At 57.1% G+C, this 18123-nt stretch carries 21 protein-coding genes; 7 read left to right on the forward strand and 14 right to left on the reverse strand.

The features are described from left to right. The 5 genes from HMPREF1147_RS00815 to HMPREF1147_RS00835 form a co-directional block, all read right to left on the reverse strand. Positions 1-528: a PTS glucitol/sorbitol transporter subunit IIC gene (locus HMPREF1147_RS00815; RefSeq protein ID WP_037350585.1), complete on the reverse strand. Its 528-nt coding sequence runs from the start codon at positions 526-528 to the stop codon at positions 1-3. Positions 529-543: 15 nt separating this feature from the next. Further along, positions 544-1533, reverse strand: a complete 990-nt coding sequence (locus HMPREF1147_RS00820; RefSeq protein WP_009349766.1) for a PTS glucitol/sorbitol transporter subunit IIB — start codon at positions 1531-1533, stop codon at positions 544-546. A gap of 44 nt (positions 1534-1577) precedes the next feature. After that, positions 1578-1985, reverse strand: coding sequence for a transcriptional regulator GutM (locus HMPREF1147_RS00825; RefSeq protein ID WP_009657257.1), 408 nt, complete (start codon positions 1983-1985; stop codon positions 1578-1580). Positions 1986-2174: 189 nt separating this feature from the next. Then, positions 2175-3011, reverse strand: a complete 837-nt coding sequence (locus HMPREF1147_RS00830) for a class II fructose-bisphosphate aldolase (RefSeq protein WP_009657310.1) — start codon at positions 3009-3011, stop codon at positions 2175-2177. A gap of 89 nt (positions 3012-3100) precedes the next feature. Further along, entirely contained in the window at positions 3101-3832 is a 732-nt protein-coding gene (locus tag HMPREF1147_RS00835; protein ID WP_009657405.1) for a GntR family transcriptional regulator, read from the reverse strand. Between the two features lie 145 nt (positions 3833-3977). On the opposite strand from HMPREF1147_RS00835, the gene HMPREF1147_RS00840 reads away from it, so the two are divergent. The 6 genes from HMPREF1147_RS00840 (at position 3978) to HMPREF1147_RS00865 (ending at position 10385) form a co-directional block, all read left to right on the forward strand. Next, positions 3978-4685, forward strand: a complete 708-nt coding sequence (locus HMPREF1147_RS00840; protein WP_009657314.1) for a triose-phosphate isomerase — start codon at positions 3978-3980, stop codon at positions 4683-4685. 11 nt (positions 4686-4696) lie between these two features. After that, the gene (locus HMPREF1147_RS00845) at positions 4697-5218 is read left to right on the forward strand and encodes a YjbQ family protein (protein ID WP_009657388.1); all 522 of its coding nucleotides are present in this window, start codon (positions 4697-4699) and stop codon (positions 5216-5218) included. Between the two features lie 259 nt (positions 5219-5477). Continuing rightward, on the forward strand, positions 5478-6497 hold the full coding sequence (locus tag HMPREF1147_RS00850) for an iron ABC transporter permease (protein WP_009657280.1): 1020 nt from the start codon (positions 5478-5480) through the stop codon (positions 6495-6497). A 4-nt stretch (positions 6498-6501) separates the two neighbouring features. After that, positions 6502-7320 (forward strand): ABC transporter ATP-binding protein, encoded by an 819-nt coding sequence (locus tag HMPREF1147_RS00855; protein WP_009657395.1) that lies wholly within the window; start codon positions 6502-6504, stop codon positions 7318-7320. Between the two features lie 26 nt (positions 7321-7346). Continuing rightward, positions 7347-8297, forward strand: coding sequence for an ABC transporter substrate-binding protein (locus tag HMPREF1147_RS00860; RefSeq protein ID WP_009657373.1), 951 nt, complete (start codon positions 7347-7349; stop codon positions 8295-8297). A gap of 102 nt (positions 8298-8399) precedes the next feature. Then, positions 8400-10385 (forward strand): TonB-dependent siderophore receptor, encoded by a 1986-nt coding sequence (locus HMPREF1147_RS00865; protein ID WP_009657407.1) that lies wholly within the window; start codon positions 8400-8402, stop codon positions 10383-10385. Between the two features lie 61 nt (positions 10386-10446). Here the strand turns inward: HMPREF1147_RS00865 and HMPREF1147_RS00870 are convergent, their stop codons facing one another. Genes HMPREF1147_RS00870 through HMPREF1147_RS00895 form a run of 6 tightly spaced genes read right to left on the reverse strand, consistent with a single transcriptional unit; the run spans position 10447 to position 14644 of the window. Then, positions 10447-10818, reverse strand: a complete 372-nt coding sequence (locus HMPREF1147_RS00870; protein ID WP_009657247.1) for a PTS glucitol/sorbitol transporter subunit IIA — start codon at positions 10816-10818, stop codon at positions 10447-10449. 32 nt (positions 10819-10850) lie between these two features. Beyond that, positions 10851-11660: an SDR family oxidoreductase gene (locus tag HMPREF1147_RS00875; protein WP_009657377.1), complete on the reverse strand. Its 810-nt coding sequence runs from the start codon at positions 11658-11660 to the stop codon at positions 10851-10853. Positions 11661-11686: 26 nt separating this feature from the next. Continuing rightward, entirely contained in the window at positions 11687-12685 is a 999-nt protein-coding gene (locus HMPREF1147_RS00880; RefSeq protein ID WP_009657252.1) for a PTS glucitol/sorbitol transporter subunit IIB, read from the reverse strand. A 24-nt stretch (positions 12686-12709) separates the two neighbouring features. Continuing rightward, complete coding sequence (locus tag HMPREF1147_RS00885; protein ID WP_009657347.1) at positions 12710-13264, reverse strand: PTS glucitol/sorbitol transporter subunit IIC; 555 nt, start codon at positions 13262-13264, stop codon at positions 12710-12712. Between the two features lie 34 nt (positions 13265-13298). Then, a complete protein-coding gene (locus HMPREF1147_RS00890; protein WP_009657412.1) occupies positions 13299-13691 on the reverse strand; it encodes a transcriptional regulator GutM in 393 nt (130 codons plus the stop codon). A gap of 14 nt (positions 13692-13705) precedes the next feature. Then, complete coding sequence (locus HMPREF1147_RS00895; RefSeq protein WP_009657294.1) at positions 13706-14644, reverse strand: sugar-binding transcriptional regulator; 939 nt, start codon at positions 14642-14644, stop codon at positions 13706-13708. A gap of 228 nt (positions 14645-14872) precedes the next feature. Between HMPREF1147_RS00895 and HMPREF1147_RS00900 the strand changes: the two genes are divergently transcribed. Continuing rightward, positions 14873-15160, forward strand: a complete 288-nt coding sequence (locus HMPREF1147_RS00900) for a type II toxin-antitoxin system HicB family antitoxin (RefSeq protein WP_338100435.1) — start codon at positions 14873-14875, stop codon at positions 15158-15160. A 155-nt stretch (positions 15161-15315) separates the two neighbouring features. Here the strand turns inward: HMPREF1147_RS00900 and HMPREF1147_RS00905 are convergent, their stop codons facing one another. The 3 genes from HMPREF1147_RS00905 to HMPREF1147_RS00915 all read right to left on the reverse strand — a co-directional run bounded on the left by HMPREF1147_RS00905 (position 15316) and on the right by HMPREF1147_RS00915 (position 17991). Next, positions 15316-16638 (reverse strand): NAD(P)H-dependent oxidoreductase, encoded by a 1323-nt coding sequence (locus tag HMPREF1147_RS00905; protein ID WP_009657246.1) that lies wholly within the window; start codon positions 16636-16638, stop codon positions 15316-15318. A gap of 178 nt (positions 16639-16816) precedes the next feature. Beyond that, positions 16817-17593, reverse strand: a complete 777-nt coding sequence (locus HMPREF1147_RS00910; RefSeq protein ID WP_009349759.1) for a basic amino acid ABC transporter substrate-binding protein — start codon at positions 17591-17593, stop codon at positions 16817-16819. A gap of 101 nt (positions 17594-17694) precedes the next feature. Beyond that, positions 17695-17991: a zinc-ribbon domain containing protein gene (locus tag HMPREF1147_RS00915; RefSeq protein WP_009657408.1), complete on the reverse strand. Its 297-nt coding sequence runs from the start codon at positions 17989-17991 to the stop codon at positions 17695-17697. Positions 17992-18123 lie beyond the last annotated feature (132 nt).

Here is an 18123-nt window from a genome sequence, read left to right on the forward strand (position 1 = left end):
TTATGCCCGTTTCTCCTCACGGCGCGTCATATAGAGATAGATTTTCTCCGTGACGATGCCGCGGATCAGGATGACGACAACACCGACGAGGAAATAGCGCACGGCGAGATCGCCGAGCGGCAGTCCGAGCATTGTGATGCCCGACGCGATCCCCATGTAGACGAAGAGTTCGCCGCCGTTCGCATGTGGGAAGAGCCCCGTCACAGGATGGACGAAGCTGACCGCCGCATCATAGTACGCGGGTTTATATCTCTGCTCAACAAAATTGCCGAACGTGTAGCACATGGGATTGCCGAGGAAGAGCACGGCAAGCACGGGGAGCACCGTATAGCGCGTGATGATGTTCTCCGTTGCACGCTGCGCCACGCCGTTCACGCGATCCTCGCCGATGAGCTTGATGACCGAATTGACCGCCGTCATCATGATGACGAGCAGAGGAATGATGCCCGTGACCCACGAGGTGAACGTCGCCGCACCCGCGCGGAAGAGTTCCATAAAGCCGTTGGCTGCCGCCGCAATGAGTTCCATATCCATGCCCCCCCTTTAGTAAAGTCCAATACTCGCCGCATAGGCGATGAGCACCGCCAGCGGCCCCGTGATCACGCGCGAATAGAGTACGGCGGGAACGCCCAGCTCGATGGTCTCGGGATCCGCCTCGCCGAGACTCAGCCCCACGGGGACAAAGTCTGCGCCGACCTGCGCGTTGATGGCAAAGAGCGCAGGGAGCGCATACTGCGGTGGGATATTTCCCATGCCGATCTGCGCGCCGAGCAGCGTGCCGACGACCTGCGCGATGACTGCGCCCGGGCCCAGCACCGGGGAGATGAACGGGATCGCGCAGATGAGCGAGATGACGAGCATCCCCGGGAGCGTGCTCGCCAGCGGGGAGATGGTCGTTGCAATGACATTGCCGAGCCCCGACACACTGATGATGCCGAGAATCATCGAGACGAACGCCATGAACGGCAGGATGCTCTTGATTGTGATGTCGATGGTCTCGCGTCCCGCCGCATAGAATTTATTAACGACGCCGCCGATGCCGATGCCGAGCCGCGTGACGAAATTCTTTTCACGATTCCCCTGCAGGCGGGCGACCTCCGCCTTTGCCTGCTCTTTGGTCTTTGGCACGTAGTCCGACGCCGCGCGTACGGCGGCGGCCTCCGCCTCGTCCGCATAGGAAAGACAGGATGCATCCACCGCCGAAACATAAAGCTCCTTCGTAATAAACTGCGCCAAAGGGCCCATCTTACCGACGGGCAGGAGGTTCGCCGTCAAAATCCCCTTCTTCGGATAGACGCCGCAGCGCGCCGTGCCGCCGCAGTCCACAACGGCGAGCAGGATCTCCTCGTCCGGCACGCCCGCGCGGAACCCGTCCACCGCTTCGCATCCCGTCATCTCGGCAATCTTCGCCGCAACGGGATGAATTCCGCCGCCCGTGACGCTCACAATCTTATTGCGCGTCTCGGACGGCACGAGGACGAGTGGCCCGCCCCAGCCGCCGTTGCCGGGAACAATCTTCACGGATTTGAACATACGCCTTCCTCCTAATCATCAATAAATTCTATAAATTTTTGCTGTCATGTGCCGGCACTGTTTTTCTGCTGCGTGCTGTCAAGACGGGCGATCAGCGCGTCAAGCGCCGCAATATGCCCTTTGTAATGCGCGCGCCTCTTATCCGGCAGCGCCGCATACTCTGCGTGTAAATCGTAGATCGTCCGCCCCGCAATCCCTTCGATCGGGCGGAACCGGCTGAGAATCGTCATGCCCTGCATCATCTTGCCCGCACGAATCTCCCCTGCCGAATCGCACGCGATGATGACAATGTTCGAAGGACCGAGCCGCCACCGACGCGAACCGATGCCGACGTTGCCCAGCTTGTGCATCTCGCGCACGGCACGCTTGTACTCCTTGACCTGCAGATGCGTTCCGACAACCTGAACAACAAAGAGCAGGAACAGTCCGCCGAGGAGCATCTCTGTCTGCAAGAAATCCCCTCCCCCTTCGGCATTTATTTTCTCTGTGATGTTTTAAATTATAGCATCGGGAAACATTTTTTACAATAAATACTTTGTTGAATTTTTGTAAATGTAAACTTCTGATTCGGACCGCCTTGTCATTTGTTCCAATACAAAACGCTGTCGATCAAATCGACAGCGTTTTGTATGAAATTCTTCTCAGGGCTGCTTTGAGATCAGCTCGATGTAGTGCGTCAGCACCTTGCGCATGCCCTCATCCGAAGCCTTCTGCAGTTCGACCAGTGAATCCGGCTCCGCCGCCTTGATCTCCGCCATCGCACCGACGAGGAAATCTGTATAGACATTCAGCTTTGTAATCCCCTCGCGCACAGCACGGCGCAGATTCTCATCGCCCGTGCCGGAACCGCCGTGCAGAACGAGCGGAACAGGAACGGCGGCAGCGAGCTCCTGCAGGCGTTTAAAGTTCAGTTCCGGAGTTCGGCTGCCCGCATAGACACCGTGCGACGTACCGATCGATACGGCGAGAGAATCAACCCCCGTGGCCGCAGCAAAGGTCTTTGCCTCCTCCACCGTCGTGTAGACACTGTCTGTGGTCGCCCCCTCGATCCCCTCCGATGCGCCGCCCACATGACCGATCTCCGCCTCAACGCTCACGCCCTTTGCATGCGCGCAGGCGACGACTTCCCTGGTCAGGCGGATGTTCTCGTCCATGTCCTTCATCGAGGCATCCAGCATGACCGAGGTAAAACCGAGTTCGACGGCACGCTGCAGGAAGTCAAAATCCTGCCCGTGGTCGAGATGCAGAACAATCGGCGTATCGACCTTTTCCGCCCAGTACTTGCCGACGAGCGCCGCCTCCTCAAGGGAAATCAGGCCCGCATGCCCCTGTGCAAAAGAGAGCAGAATCGGGGTTTTGAGCGCATCCGCAGTCTGCACAAAGACACGCGCGGCGTTCAGTGTTAAAAAATCGGGCGCGACGATGCCGTAACGGCCTGCCTTTGCCGCATCGAGCACGGATTTTCCATCGACCAGCATGAGAATTCCCCCTTGTCTGACAACACGTTCATTGTGTGCCTATCATATTTCAGGGCAATCCTTTTGTCAATCATTTTATTTACCAGTGGTCATTCTTTTATCGTGGAACGTACACGGAAGCGACTGCGGAACGCATCTGCCTGCGCGGTCGCATACTGTATAACACGTCCCTCGCGGTCCGTCGTCAGAATCCGCGTAACGAAGACCGGTGCCTGCTCCTCTACCTCGAGATAGAGTGCAATCTCGGGTGCGGCGTGAATGACCTCGATCGTCTTATCCTCTGCGTAGGCATGCACGCCATGTGCCTCCAACGTACGCAAAAGGCCGTTCTGCGTGAAGTCCGTGCGGACAAGCTCCGGGCAGAGTGCAAGAGGGATATAGTCGTCTGTCACTGCATAGATCTGCTCATCCACATAGCGCAGCCGCTTCAGATGAAAGACCAGCGTCTCCGCAGGGATGCCGAGCATCGCCGCAAGGTTGCCGCGCGCCGTCTCAACCACCTGCTGAAGCACCGTGCTGCGTGTCACACGCCCCTCTGCCGAGAACATCTGTGCAAGCCCAAAGCCGCGCTCGCCCGCTGCAGCGTAGTCGACGGGGATCTTCTCCCCTGTGTAGAACGAGCCGCGTCCCTGTATGCGGACAATCTTATTCTCTGCCTCAAGAAGTTCGAGCGCCTTGCGCACCGTCGGGCGGCTCACCCCCAGCTGCTGGCACAGTTCCCGTTCGCCGGGGATCGGTGAGAAATACGCCAGGTCGGCAAACTGCCGCTCCATCGCATCGCGGATTTTCTCATGCAGGCGCTGCTGCTTTCTGCTCGTCATAGATGTGCCTCCCGCTTCTTTTACTTTTGTTATAGTATTTGATTACTTATCCTTTTGTCAACACAAATACGGTTGCAATGGGATTTTACCTGTGGTAACATTTAATTACCCAATGGTAATTTTATTTTGATTAGGAGGAGTCATCATGAAGAGCAGTCTCGCGCCATTCCTCGTTGTCAATCCGAAATCCTATCTCTATGGCAAGGAGTCGCTTGCACTTGCAAAGGCTGCTGACGATGCCGCTAAAAAGACGGGGCTGAAGATCTACTTCACCTGTCCCTTCTCCGACATCCGCTATATCTGCGAGAACACAGACGCAATCATCGTCACGGCACAGGCGATGGAGAGCCTGAAACCGGGGCGCGGCATGGGGCATCTCCTTCCCGAGGCGCTCTATGACGCAGGCGCGCGCGCGACGTTCCTCAACCATGCAGAGAACCCGATGACGATGGCGGAACTCGCAAAGACCATCGCCCGCGCACGAGAGCTCGGCATCGAGACGATTGCATGCGCCGATTCGCTTGCCGAGGGCACGGCCATCGCTGCATTCCGCCCTGACATCCTCCTCTGCGAGCCGACGGATCTCATCGGGACAGGCAGGACTGCAGACGACAGCTACACGACCTCGATCGTCGCAAAGATCCGCAGCATTGATCCGACGATTGCCGTCATGATTGCCTCGGGCATTACAACGGCGGACGATGTCTACCGCGTTGTCCGCCTCGGTGCCGACGGCAGCGGCGCAACAAGCGGCATTCTGAACGCCCCCGACCCGGCGGAACGCATCATGGAGATGGCAAAGGCGATTGTACGCGCTGCCGAGGTACGTCAGGCAGAGGGAAGCGCAGCATAAGGAGAGCAGGCATGACTGTTTTTAAGAAAAAACTGACGCTCGAATCCCACGGCAAAACGCCGACCTTTATCAACATCACCGAGGAACTCCGTGCGGCCATCGCCGAGAGCGGCATCAAGGAAGGCACGGCAACGGTCATCTCACCGCACACCACCTGCGCCGTCTTCTTCGAGGAGTTCGTGCACGATGTCGACGAGACGGGCACCGAGTTCCTGCAGAACGATCTGAACACCGTCCTCGAGAAGATCATCCCCGACCAGACAGGCTGGAACCAGTACCAGTATCCGGGCGAGGAGCATTACCGCGCGGTCGAGAGCTGGCCCGATGTGGAGGCATACCTCCCGGGCGGCGACCGCACGGCACTCTGGAACTGCGATGCCCACCTCAAGGCAACCCTCATCGGCTCGTCGGAGACCTTCGAGGTCACCGATGGCAAGCTCGGCGTCGGCACCACCGGCTACTGCTACTTCGCCGACTTCGACCGCACGCGTGCGCGCACGCGCAAGTGCACAATTGTTGTGATGGGCGAATAAAATATGGGAAACTCAGAACCGTCGTATTGAGGTTGAAATACGGCGGTTTTCTGTTTGTCGTTTTAAGTTGACAAGAGAAATGGGATAGGGTATCCTAGCAATGAACAGATGACAAAATTATTATAATATAGCGATTTGATTGCCAGCAAAGAATACAGAGCGTTTATTGCATTCAAAAAAGGGATAAGTCCCTTTTTCTTTTCGCTCATTATTGATAATAATTACACCTCTCACAGATTACAGAATGGAGTTTATCTATATGGAAGCATTGGAAAAGGTCCCCCATATGCACCCGCGCACAATGGGACGGCGGTTGGCGCTGGGGCTTGGCTTCCTCGTACTCATATGCGCTCTGGTCGTGAGCGCCTCATCAGGTGCAATTGAGATCGCTCCGCACAATCTGCTGCCGACGCTTCTGGGAAACGGCACGCCGGAGGACTACCGCATTCTCTGGCACATCCGTCTGCCGCGCATCATCACGGGCGCACTGACGGGCATCAACCTCGCATTGGCCGGCTGCATTCTCCAGGGCATCCTGAAAAATCCGCTCGCTGATCCCGGCATTATCGGCGTTTCTGCGGGTGCGGGGCTTGCCGCCATGTGCATCATGATCCTGCTGCCGGCTGAGACGAAATTCGTCCCGCTCGGCGCGTTCGTCGGAGCAATGATCGCCGTTGCGCTTGTCTTTGTCCTCTCCTGGGAAAACGGCGTGCATCCGATGCGCATGGTCCTCGCGGGCGTCGCAGTCGCAGCTTTTTTCGGCGGGGCAATGACGGCACTGATGGTTTTCTACTCCGATCGCGTGCAGGGCACGGTGAATTGGATGGCCGGAGGCTTTGCCGGGCGCAGCTGGAGTCATGCGGAAATGGTTCTCCCCTACACGCTCGTCGGCCTTGCAGGAACACTGCTCGGCAGCCGCTGGCTGAATGCGCTGCAGTTGGGCGAGGAGACGGCGCGCAGTCTCGGCGTAAACGTCCCGCGCGCCCGTCTGGTTCTCCTCGTTCTTGCTGCGCTGCTTGCCGCATCCGCCGTAAGTGCCGCGGGCATGCTCGGCTTCGTCGGTCTCGTCGTCCCGCATATGGTGCGTCTCCTGACCGGCTCTGATTTTGATTGGCTGCTGCCCGTATCAGCGATCTGGGGTGCGGCGCTCGTGACCGGCGCAGATGCTGCAGCACGCGTCGCTTTCGCACCGATAGAGGTTCCGGTGGGTGTATTCATGTCCTTTTTGGGCGCACCGTTTTTTCTCTACCTGCTTAAGAAGGGCATGCGAAGGGGGTGACGATATGGAGGAACTGCTGCGGGCGTGTGGACTTTCCGTTGCGTATGGGAGCACGGAGATCATCCATTCGGTCGACGTTTCCATCCGCCGCGCGGAGATCTCCGCCATCATCGGGCCGAACGGCTCGGGCAAGTCGACGCTCCTAAAGGCCCTTGCACGCCTCTTAAAGCCGCGCAGCGGCACAGTGGAATTCCTTGGCACGGATATCTGGAGCAAGCCGGAACGGGAGGTCGCACAGAGGATTGCCTTTCTCCCGCAAAGTGCAGAGCCGCCCGGCGACATCACCGTGCTCGAACTCGTCCGCATGGGACGCCTGCCGCATCGGAGCTTCTGGGATACATTCTCGAAAGAGGATGGAGAAATCTGCTGCGAAGCACTCGTGCGGACGGGGATGGAGTCCTTTGCCATGCGCCCGATCCGTGCACTCTCTGGCGGCGAGCGCCAGCGGGCGCGTCTTGCTATGGCACTTGCACAGCAGCCGGAGATTCTGCTCCTCGACGAGCCGACAACGTATCTTGATATTCGTCACCAACTCGCTCTGATGGAGCTTGTGGAGGGTCTTCACGATGCACTCGGTCTCACTGTTGTCATGGTGCTGCACGATCTCAATCAGGCTGTGCGCCATGCGCGGCGGATCATTGCCGTCCGTGCCGGAGAGCTCCTCGCGGACGGTCCGCCGAACGAGGTCTTCACGCGCGCACTAGTGCGCGATCTCTATGGCGTGGAAAGCCGCGTCAGCGACATTGAGATCGCAGGCCGCCGCACGAAACTCTGCCTGCCGGAACGCGTCGCGGAAACGGCAGTCAACGAAGCGGCTTCATAGTTGATCATATCGCATCGGAGGTGTCTATGCGAAAAATCGGTATCATCACGGCTCTGCTCTGCCTCGCGGCAGCTGCGGCATTTCTCCTCTGGCCGCGGGCGCAGGATCCGCCGGAGCAGAAGGAGCTGACGGTGACGGACAGCACGGGGCGTACGGTTACACTGCCGTCGCATCCCGAGCGCGTCGTCATCCTCAACCCATCGAACCTCGATCTCTACGTTGCGGCGGGCGGCGCCGAGAACATCGTCGGAAAGCCGACCTCACAGACGCTCTCGGAGACGGTGAAGGAAAAGACGGCCGCGGCGGAGGAGGTCGGCATCATCCACCAGCCCGACATCGAGAAAATTCTTGCACTGCAGCCCGATCTTGTCATCGGTACAAATGTGCCGTTCCACACAGGACTTGAGGAAACGCTCAGCAATGCCGGCATTCCGCTCTATATTCAGGCGCTCGATGACGTGCCTGCCCTGCTCGGAACACTCGAGTTCTACGGCAGGCTCACGGGAAATGAGGAGACTGCCCGCACACAGGCCGCATTGATACAGGAGAAACTCGATGCCGTAAAAAAACAGGCCGAAGGCCGCACTCCACCGAAGAACCTTCTCATCTTCGGCGCGCCGGACAGCTTTAACATGGGCACATCAAAGTGCTTCACAGGCGGCCTCATCGACATGCTCGGCGGCGGCAACATCGCGGACCGGGCGGAGGGCGACGGTGCCTATCTGCCGATCTCCATGGAGTTTGTTGCACGTGAGGACCCCGCCGTGATCTTCGTCATCGTACACGGACCCACAGAGACGCTCGAACCGAAGATGCGCCGCGATCTGCAGGAAAACGAGGCTTGGGCCGGTGTCGACGCCGTCAAAAACGGCCGTGTCTACGTCCTGCCCTACGATCTTTTCGCCGTGAACCCGGGCGTTCGCGCAGCCGACGCCCTCCAGGCGCTTGCAGACATCATGTATCCTGCACCGCAGTGAGGGGAGGAATACGCACAAAAAAATGCAGCATTTTAGGAGAGCTGAACGAGCAGCGGAGGCGCTGTGTGCGCCGTATTGGTATCCAGTGATCGGAGATGAAAAATGTTGCAAAAATACATGAAGAAAAACCTGCTTCTGACCGCCGCCGTCCTCGGTGCGATGTCTGTTCCCGCCTACGCAGCAGAGAGCACGGATCAGGCAGAGGGCAAAAATGTACAAACGAAGGACATTGTCGTTACGGCATCCCGCACAGAGCAGGAGGTCAAGGAAACGCCCAGTGCCGTTGAGGTCATCACGCGCGCCGATATTGACAAGATGGGCGCAGAGACACTCGCGCAGGCACTGAAGCTGGCCATCGGCATCGACATACAGGAGAACGCGATGGTCGGCAACCGCTCTGGCCTCCGCGGCATGAATACCAACCAGACGCTCATCCTCGTCGACGGCCGCCGCGTCCGGACAGAGAATACAAGCGAAACGATGAACTACTACGAACTCCAGCGCATCAATATGGACGACGTGGAACGCATCGAGATTGTGCGCGGCGCTGTCAGCTCTCTCTATGGCTCGGAGGCGCTTGGCGGCGTCATCAACGTCATTCGGAAGCGCCCTGCTAAGGCACAGGCTTCGCTGACACTTGACTGGACCACCCGGCAGAGCGATCAGGGCATCCGCCTCGACTCCGGAAAGGTCGGAAAATGGGCGTTCAGCACAAGCTTCAAGCATATGGATATACGTGAACGCGGAACGAATGTTACAAGCAACATGCACGGCAAAAAGTATTTCTTCAACATCGACGGCCGTATGGATGTGGCACAAAACAAATGGCTCGACATCTTCTTCGACTATCTGAAGGAAGACCTCTATATGAAGGACTCGCTCACGCAGGGCACGAGTTATGACCACGACCGCTTTTCCACGGGTGTCAAATATTCCGGACGTGACCGCCGCGGCGACTACGAGATGCAGGCATACTACACGTATTTCGACAAGAACCAGCGCACACGAAACCGCGCAAGCGGCAGCCTCCACAGTTTTGACGACATGACGTTCAACTCTCTCATCTTCGACGGCAGACGCTCCATGCAGATTGCAAAGGACCATTTGCTGACCGTCGGCGGCGAGTACCGCAAGGAGGATTACAAAGGCACACGCATTCGCGGAACAAAAACCAAAACACTCGAAGGCATGACGAATCAGCTTGGCGACAGCTCGATGAACTACGCCGCTCTCTATCTCCAGGACGAGTGGGTGGCAAGCCCGCGCTGGCTGCTCATCCCGTCCATTCGCTGGGACTACAACAACATATTCGGCAGCGAGATCACGGGCAAGCTCGGTACAACGTATAAGGTGAGCAAGAACCTGCGCTTCAAGGCGAACATCGGCACTGCCTACCGCGCTCCGACAGCGAGCGAACTGTACTTTGATTGGCGGCATACACCGAATGCTCGAATGGATGTCCACATTATTGGAAATCCGAATTTGAAACCCGAGAAATCCTTCAACTTCGATATTGGCATCGAGGCTGAGTGTGGAAAAACTTCTGGAAAACTCAGTTACTTCCGCAATAAGGTGGAGGATTTGATCAACATCAATACGGTCATAACCCCCCTTCCCGGATTTCCACCGCGCGTGCTTGCAACCGGCACATATCAGAACATTGACAGCGCAACGATTCAGGGAATCGAGTTGGAGGCACGGCAGGATCTCGGCAGCGGATTTTCTCTGCGCGGTCTCTACACCTACCTTGATGCGCATGACGACAAGGCAGATATTCGGCTGGTCGGGCGTGCCCGCCACAAGGCAAGCCTCCAGCTCAGCTATGACGACCCGAGGCACGGCTGGAACGCAACGCTCTGGCAGGACTGGATCTCCGGCTACCGCTATGCGGAGCGGGTTGGAAGCGGCATGGCTGCCAGAACCATTTACAAAGACGCGTCTCTCGGACTCATGAACTTCGTCGTTACGAAGAAATTCAACGACCAGTTCAGCGCCTACCTCGGCGTCGACAACATCTTCAACAAGGAGAACGATGCCCTTGCCTACGACGGCCGCATCTGGCGCGGCGGCGTACGCATGACGTTCTAAGAAAAACAAAAACACAAAGCCTCGTACTGATTGGTACGAGGCTTTGTGTTTTTCTATCCCATTAGTAGACCTCGATGGTCGCTCCTTCTCTAACATCGTCCCTCGTGAGCGGCACATCCCCCTGCAGCATGATGCAGCCAGGACGCTCCGCTTCAGCGCCGCCCTTGAAGGAAAGCGTGCAGTGCCCCATCTCCTTGAGTGTATCAAGCGCCTCGTCACCGATCGCGGTAATTGTGAATGCTTTTTCGCAAACAACCATCGTATCGCCAACGATGGGATCCGCGTTGTAGTTCGCCGGCGTATGGAGCACGGAGAACGATGCCAGCTCCGCCGGAGCATTGTCGTTGAAGATAATGATAAAGTTGGTCTCCGGGTTCTCGAGAAAGAGAAGTGCCTCATCGCCCCAGCTTGTGATTTCACAATAGTATTTCATGCTGCATTCTCCTGCCGTATCGTATGAATCTCTCAACCGCGCGTCTTGCCGCCCGCAACATTGTAGGTGACGCCATGGATGTAGGAGGCACGCTCAGAGGCGAGGTAGACAACGAGGTCGGCGACCTCAGCAAGTTTGCCGCTGCGCCCGAGCGGTGTGGTCTTCGTACTCGCATATCCCTTGCGCAGTTCGTCGACGCTGATGCCGCGCGTGTAGGCAAGCGCCTCTTCGTAAGCAAGGGTGCGAAGCCCCGTCGCCTCGAGAATGCCGGGGGCGACACCGACGACACGCACACCGTATTTGCCGAACTCCTTTGCCCATGAGCGCGTAAAGGAGTTGACGGCGTTCTTTGTCGCGGCGTAGATGCTCTGCCCCTCGGACCCCTCGATGCCGCTCTCGGAGCTCATGTTGATGAGCACACCGTGCCCCTGCGCGACAAGCTCGCGTCCGACCGCCTGCGCGCAGAGGTAGACGCCCTTCAGGTTGACCGCCGTGACCTTCTCGAATACGCTGTCATCCAGCTCGTATTTCCCGTGCGGATCGTTCGGATCGACGAGGAGGCGCGGGATGTTGATGCCGGCATTGTTGACGAGGATGTCGATGCTGCCGAACTGCTTCTTCGCCTTCTCCACCATTGCCTCGACGCTCGCACGCTTCGTCACGTCAGTGACGACGTAGAGCATCTTGCTGCGCGTTTCCTCAAATGCGGGAGGCTCGGGATTCATATCGCAGACGACGACATTCGCGCCCTGTTCCAAAAAGGCCTCCACGACCGCCTTGCCGATCCCCGACGCACCGCCGGTAACGATTGCGGTCTTTCCTTCGAGATGTAACCAGCTCATGATCTATTCTCCTTCTGCACGATTGTTCAACTCTCGTAAAGTCCTGCGCTTGCAATCCACGCAATGATAACGGCAAGCGGTCCCGTCATGAAACGGGAGTAAAGCACGGCAGGCACACCGATCTCGACAGTCTTTGCATCCGACTCGGCAAGTCCGAGCCCGACGGGGATGAAGTCGCAGGCGCACTGCACGTTGATCGCAAAGACGGCAGGGAGTGCGAGGTTCGGCGGGATGTGTCCGAGACCGATCTCAACGCCGATGAGGACGCCGACAACCTGCGCGATGACCGCCCCAGGCCCAAGGAACGGGGAAAGGAGCGGGAAGGAGCAGATCAGTGCGAGGATGACGAGCCCGATCGGAGACGCCGCGAGCGGCGAGACGAAATGCGCGACGAAGTCTCCGAAGCCCGAGCCGAGGATGACGCCGATGAGCATGGAGACGAATGCCATGAACGGCAGAATCGTCGTGATGAGTGTATTGATGGACTCACGCCCTGCTTGATAGAACGTGGCAACGATGCCGCCCATCATCTGACCGACCTTTGCCATGAGACTGCCGGACTGCTCCGTGATCTTCTTCGAGGTGTCGTATTTCGGCGCAGCCTCCTCTGCCGGCGCTGCGGCTGCAGGTGCTGCGGCGTGAGCGGCAGTACCGTCGCTGAATGCGATATTTGCCGGCTTGACACCGGAGACGTAGATATCGGGCTTGATGTACTGCGCGAGAGGACCCGAGGGCCCCGTCTGTTTGATGTTCACGGTGAAAATGTGCTTCTGCGGATAGATGCCGCAGCGCAGCGTGCCGCCGCAGTCGATGACCGCCGCAAGGATCTCGTCCTCGGGCACGCTGGTCTTGAATCCGTCCACGACCTCCGCGCCCGTCATTTCCCCGAGGCGCACAGCGACATCCGAGATCACGCCGCCCGTAATGTTGACAATCTTGTTCCGCTTTTCATTCGGCGTGAGAGTCAGCGGGCCGCCAAAGCCGCCCGAACCCGCCGATACGACGACACTTTTATATTCGCTCATGATCGATTCTCCTCTCCGATGGTATTAGCTCTTGAGCACTGCCGGTTCTTTGCTGAGCTGCACACCCTGCTGACGCTGGACGTACGCCGTCGTGAAGTCCGTAAGCCAGCCGCGCAGGAAGTTGACGATGAGTCCGACGAGCAGATAGCGCAGCGCGAGGTCGGTGTACGGCAGCCCGAGAGTCGTGATACCGTTCGCAACGCCGAGGAAAACGAACATCTCGCCCGGGTTGACATGCGGGAACATGCCGTTCATTGTATGGCATGCGGACGAGGCCGCCGCGTAGTACGAGGGTTTGTAGTACTCGGGCAAAAATTTGCCGAGGGAGAGTGCCATCGGGTTGCAGAGGAAAAAGACGCCGATGAACGGAAGAATGACGTAGCGCGAGATGGGATTACCTGAGCAGAGGTGGGCGAATTTCTCGACACGCTCGTTGCCGACGAAGAGCACGATCGCATTCATCGCGACGAGCAGACAGACGAGCGTTGGGATAATGCCCGTGACCCAGCCGATAAGGGTTTCGCCGCCCTTGTTGAACATGCCGATGAAGCCTTCGGCAAAGAGAATCAAGGTATCCATGATATGTCTCCTTTCATATGGAAACGGTCATTGTTTAGGCGTGACTGGCAAGGGTCTCCCCCTGCTCTTGGTAGATGATATACTCCTCACGCGCGCCGAGCACGGCGCGGCGCGTCTGACGATCATAGGAGACGACATCCGCCTCCGTGAGATCGAGCAGATTTCTGCCGGTAAAGTCGTCGAATGCGCGGAACCCCGCAAATACGGTGAGTCCCTTCATGATCTCACCGCGCACGATGTTGCACGCAGGATCAATGACGAAGAGGACGATGGCACCTGCGACGAAGCGCCCTTTCGCCTTCCCGATGGCGACGCGTCCCTCACAGCGCATTTCCTTTACATGTGCCGCGAAGCGTCGGAACTGCAGGATGCTCAAGACAAGTTGGAGCACCCACATGAGTACGGCAATCAGAACAAGCCAGAGCATTGTCATCGTTCCTTTCATTCATTCAAAAGAATTTTTGCTGTCTCCTCATCCGTGATGAGGACGTTGATGTAATGTCCGCGCAGCGCACCGAGGATTGCGGGCACCTTCTCGCGCGATGCCGCCATGCCGATGCTGTATGGCAGTGCACGGAGGCGCTCGAGCTCGACAGCGATGATGCGGTCGTGGAACTCGGTGGTGACGGGACGCCCTTGGATGTCGTAGAACATAGAGCAGATCTCGCCGACCACACGCTCCCGCAGCAGGCTCTCAATCGCCTCTCTGCCGAAACTGCCCATCCAGACGAGGTTCGAGGATTTCACGGGCGCACCGATGCCGACAATGCCGATGTCCAGCCGTTCCCAGAACTGCATGATTTGCTCGAAGTTCACATCCTGTCGGATCGCCGCTGCAATCTCCGCCGTACGCGCAATCGCGGGGGCGTAGATGTAATGGCTGCGCCCACCAAATGCATTTGCCAGTTCATAGCAGAGCGTATTCACATGGAGTTCGCTGTCGACGCTCTCAGGGCCGCCATCGAGCGGAACAAAGTCCGCATTGACCGGGTGCAGTCGCTCCGCCGCCGCATAGCGCGTCAACTCGCGAATGCTCGTCCCCCACGCGAGACCGATGGTCTGTCCGTCGGTCACAATGCGCCGCAGGAGACTCAGCCCTGCCTGTGCCATACGCCGCTTGACCTGTTCAAGGTCGATGCTGTGCGCAACGACGTATGCCTCACGGAGACCGAAGCGACGCTCGAGCGCGCTCTCAAGCTCCTCGTTGCTGTCCGTCTCAACCGTGATGCGGACAATGCCTGCCGCAAGCGCCCGCTTGAGATACTTGCTCACTGTCGTGCGATCGACACCAAGACGTGATGCGATTTCCCCCTGCTTCAAACCGTCACTGTAGTAGAGATTTGCCGCCTTGATAAGGATCCGTTTATCCACGGCCTGCATGCAATCTTCCTCCTCGGAGAACTCACTTTCACATATGTGACCATATAGCGCTATTGTCGTCCTGACAAATTGAATATAACCTGAATACAAAAATAAGACAAGAAAAAAAGCTGTAAATTTGGTGTTTCACAGCTTTTTTCATTGTTTTTGATTTTTATTGTCACATATGTGAAATAATTATCTCATATGTGACAACCTATGCGAATACTAAAATGCATGGAAGCTTCCATGCAATACATATATCCCGCCATCATTCACAAAGATTCGAACGGACTTTGGGCAGAGTTCCCCGAACTACCCGGCCGCCAGGCCTCCGCCAACACGATGGACGAATTTCTGACAAATGCAGCAGAGGCACTTGCCTGTGCTCCCATAGAATCACTTTCGCGTGGAGACGACCTCCCGCTGCACATCCTATGCAGTCAGTCCACCCCCAGAGAAGAACTCGCCTATCCTACACTCATCCGCACGAATATCAACCTTGTAAAGGCAGCCGCTCCGTCGAGAAAACACTGACCATCCCCGCATGGCTGAATGACCGCGCCCGTGCCGAGGGAATTAACTTCTCCAAGACACTGCATGATGCGCTGATTGAAAAAATTAGATAATGATGCCAATAGGAAAACGCCCCGCGGCAGTGCCGCGGGGATTTTTCGTTATATCTGAGTGAGTTACTTCAGTGCGTAGCCGTTGTTGTACATCTTATCCTGCTCTTTGCGTACCTGATAGAGCTGGGTGGAGGTGTCGAGCTCAACCATGTCGAGGGTGAGGAGGGTACCCTTCTTGACGTCGCACTTCATGCGCGTGTTCTTATTCACGAGCGCATAGACGACGTACCCCTTCGCGTAGGTCTCCTCCGCCGTCGCAATGGAGCCGTAGGTGGTGTAGCCGCCGATGCCGTCAATCGTTTCGCCCGCCTTCAGATCACGCTTTGCAACGGCAATGCACTCGCTGACAGGTCCATCGAGGGGGATGATCGTCGGCTCGCCGTCGATCACGATCTTTGCGACCGTCAGCGGCGTTTCGAGATTGCAGAGATGATAGGGGCGATAGAGCGTCCAAAGCGGACCCGGTCCCATGCTGTGATAGCCCATCTGATATGCGATCTCCTCGTTCGAGGTCGTCACCGTCACGAATACACCCGGCGCGATGCCGTTGACATATTCCACAACCCCGTGGCGGTTCAGGATGCCGCCGTCCTTCTTGAGCTTAAAGATTTCATTGAGATCCGCACAGCGATCCTTCGGCGATGCCGAGGGACCGTGACCGCCGACCACATCGGGCACCAATCCCGTCGCGTTCGACATTGCCGTCATCTCGACCATCGTCTTTGTGCCATCCTTGAATGACGTGAGCATCCGCGGACTCATCTTGCGGCGCGTCGCCTCCTCGAGCACCGTGTCAGGGTTGCAGTCGTAGTCCAGCTTATTGTTCTTGCCCTTGCCCATGACCTTGACGTCCATGCCCATCGCGCGCGCGAAGGAATAGAGCTCCATCACGGCGCCCGGCTCGTCGCCCGCAGAGCCTGTGTAAATGACACCGTTCTTATCGCCGAGCTTCTTGAGGTAGCTGCCGATCACAACGTCCGTCTCCACATCCATCATCACGACGTGCTTATGATTGTTCATCGCGTCGATCGCGATCTTCACGCCGACTTCCGGCACGCCCGTCACGTCGATCGCGACCTCCACGAGGTTCGCCTGCGAGATGAAATCCGAGTTCTCAGTCGCGACGTATTTCCCCTGCTCCATATAGCGGTTCGCCTCTTCGAGCGTCTTTGCGACCGCGATCTCATCGTCGCTGATGCCCGCATAATGGAACGCGTTGATGACATTTTCAAACTTAATATCCGAGACAATCGCGGGCATAATCCCCTTCATGAGCGCCATCTGCGTAACCATCCCGCGCCCCATCTGCCCCGCGCCGACAATACCCGCACGGATGATTTTGCCCTCTTCCTCGCGCTTGGCGAGTTTCTTGTCCATATTCAGCATCGAGAAACTCCTTTCGCCCGCCTGTCGGCAGTACTTTCTAGTGATTCTTCTGCATTAAAGTATATCATTCCTAGTATATCTTTACAAGACAATAACTGCATTTGCACCGACACTGCACATAAAAACGGGACTGCCGCACCATACCGTGCACAGCCCCGTTATATCGTCGGTTGGATGATTATTTACCCGTGCCGAACCATTTCTGATAAATCTTGTCGTACTCACCGTTATCGTGCAGCTTTTTGAGTGCCGCATCGATTTCCTTCTGCAGCTCGGTATTGTCCTTCGAAATCGCAATGCCGTACTCCTCTGCCGAAAGCATATCGGAAAGCGACTTCACTCCGACCGCCTGCGTCTGATTGATGTAGTAATCGTTGACCGGACGGTCGTTTACGACGGCATCCACACCGCGTGCCTTGAGTTCCATGAAGCAGTCCGCCGGTGTATTCAGCTCGAGGACGGTAATCCCCTCCTGCTCCTTGAGCATGTTGGCGCTCGTCGTGCCGATCTGCGCGGCGACCTTGTGTCCCTTGAGGTCATTGAACGACTTGATCGCCTCTTCGTCCGAACGCACAACCATCGTGAGGCCGGACTGGTAATACGGCGCGGAGAAATTGACCTTTTCCTTACGCTCATCATTGATCGTCATGCCGCTGATGATGACGTCGATATTCTTTGCCTGAAGAGCGGGAATGAGTCCGTCAAAGCCGATATTCTGTATCTCCGCCTCGCGTCCCATCTCCTTTGCAATGGCACGGATGAGATCCATGTCAAAGCCCTGATATTCCTTCTGTCCCTCATCCTGGAACTCGAACGGAGCGAAGTCGATGGTCGCACCGACGCGAAGTACCTTGGCCTCCTGCTTCGCCTGATCGCCCGAGCTGCCGCCGCAGCCGACCATAGCAAGGCTCAGAAGAGTACCGGTAAAGATCATTGCTAATTTTTTCAGTTTCATTGGGAAACCTCCTCATGTGGATAAAAACGAAAGAGGGACGCTGCAAAACGCTTGCAGCAATCCCTCTCCCCAAAGGAAACGCTGAGTCCCCTTATAAACGCTTAGAAACGTGCAGGACGCTTCGCAGTAAAGCAGTCACGGCAGTACACCGGACGATCCGTCTTCGGCTCGAAAGGTACTTCCGTATCCTTCCCGCACTCCGCACAGACGACATGGAACATCTGACGCTCGCCGCTGTGACTCTCATCACGGCTGCGGCGGCGCTTGTCGCGACAGTCGCGGCAGCGTGCCGGCTCGTTCTCGAACCCCTTCTCCGCATAGAACTCCTGCTCCCCTGACGTGAATACGAAATTATTTCCGCACTCTTTGCATACGAGGGTTTTGTCTTCAAAAGCCATTCTTCCACAATCTCCCTTTGAATAGATATTATTTTGACGCTCCATCCGCCGAACTAGAGAGCGTTCATTGAGATGCGGTACGACAGAAGGACTGAACAAATAAGCAGTCTTTCACTCGTTCGCCGAACGACT

Source organism: Selenomonas sp. FOBRC9 (assembly GCF_000287655.1).
In the GTDB taxonomy this organism is placed as follows: domain Bacteria; phylum Bacillota; class Negativicutes; order Selenomonadales; family Selenomonadaceae; genus Centipeda; species Centipeda artemidis.

Coding starts and splice junctions, on each gene's coding strand:
- HMPREF1147_RS00815 (WP_037350585.1), bottom strand. CDS start 528: ATGGAACTCATTGCGGCGGCAGCCAACGGCTTTATGGAACTCTTCCGC.
- HMPREF1147_RS00820 (WP_009349766.1), bottom strand. CDS start 1,533: ATGTTCAAATCCGTGAAGATTGTTCCCGGCAACGGCGGCTGGGGCGGG.
- HMPREF1147_RS00830 (WP_009657310.1), bottom strand. CDS start 3,011: ATGCTGGTCGATGGAAAATCCGTGCTCGATGCGGCAAAGGCAGGCCGT.
- HMPREF1147_RS00835 (WP_009657405.1), bottom strand. CDS start 3,832: ATGACGAGCAGAAAGCAGCAGCGCCTGCATGAGAAAATCCGCGATGCG.
- HMPREF1147_RS00840 (WP_009657314.1), top strand. CDS start 3,978: ATGAAGAGCAGTCTCGCGCCATTCCTCGTTGTCAATCCGAAATCCTAT.
- HMPREF1147_RS00845 (WP_009657388.1), top strand. CDS start 4,697: ATGACTGTTTTTAAGAAAAAACTGACGCTCGAATCCCACGGCAAAACG.
- HMPREF1147_RS00850 (WP_009657280.1), top strand. CDS start 5,478: ATGGAAGCATTGGAAAAGGTCCCCCATATGCACCCGCGCACAATGGGA.
- HMPREF1147_RS00855 (WP_009657395.1), top strand. CDS start 6,502: ATGGAGGAACTGCTGCGGGCGTGTGGACTTTCCGTTGCGTATGGGAGC.
- HMPREF1147_RS00860 (WP_009657373.1), top strand. CDS start 7,347: ATGCGAAAAATCGGTATCATCACGGCTCTGCTCTGCCTCGCGGCAGCT.
- HMPREF1147_RS00865 (WP_009657407.1), top strand. CDS start 8,400: ATGTTGCAAAAATACATGAAGAAAAACCTGCTTCTGACCGCCGCCGTC.
- HMPREF1147_RS00870 (WP_009657247.1), bottom strand. CDS start 10,818: ATGAAATACTATTGTGAAATCACAAGCTGGGGCGATGAGGCACTTCTC.
- HMPREF1147_RS00875 (WP_009657377.1), bottom strand. CDS start 11,660: ATGAGCTGGTTACATCTCGAAGGAAAGACCGCAATCGTTACCGGCGGT.
- HMPREF1147_RS00880 (WP_009657252.1), bottom strand. CDS start 12,685: ATGAGCGAATATAAAAGTGTCGTCGTATCGGCGGGTTCGGGCGGCTTT.
- HMPREF1147_RS00885 (WP_009657347.1), bottom strand. CDS start 13,264: ATGGATACCTTGATTCTCTTTGCCGAAGGCTTCATCGGCATGTTCAAC.
- HMPREF1147_RS00890 (WP_009657412.1), bottom strand. CDS start 13,691: ATGCTCTGGCTTGTTCTGATTGCCGTACTCATGTGGGTGCTCCAACTT.
- HMPREF1147_RS00895 (WP_009657294.1), bottom strand. CDS start 14,644: ATGCAGGCCGTGGATAAACGGATCCTTATCAAGGCGGCAAATCTCTAC.
- HMPREF1147_RS00900 (WP_338100435.1), top strand. CDS start 14,873: ATGCAATACATATATCCCGCCATCATTCACAAAGATTCGAACGGACTT.
- HMPREF1147_RS00905 (WP_009657246.1), bottom strand. CDS start 16,638: ATGCTGAATATGGACAAGAAACTCGCCAAGCGCGAGGAAGAGGGCAAA.
- HMPREF1147_RS00910 (WP_009349759.1), bottom strand. CDS start 17,593: ATGAAACTGAAAAAATTAGCAATGATCTTTACCGGTACTCTTCTGAGC.
- HMPREF1147_RS00915 (WP_009657408.1), bottom strand. CDS start 17,991: ATGGCTTTTGAAGACAAAACCCTCGTATGCAAAGAGTGCGGAAATAAT.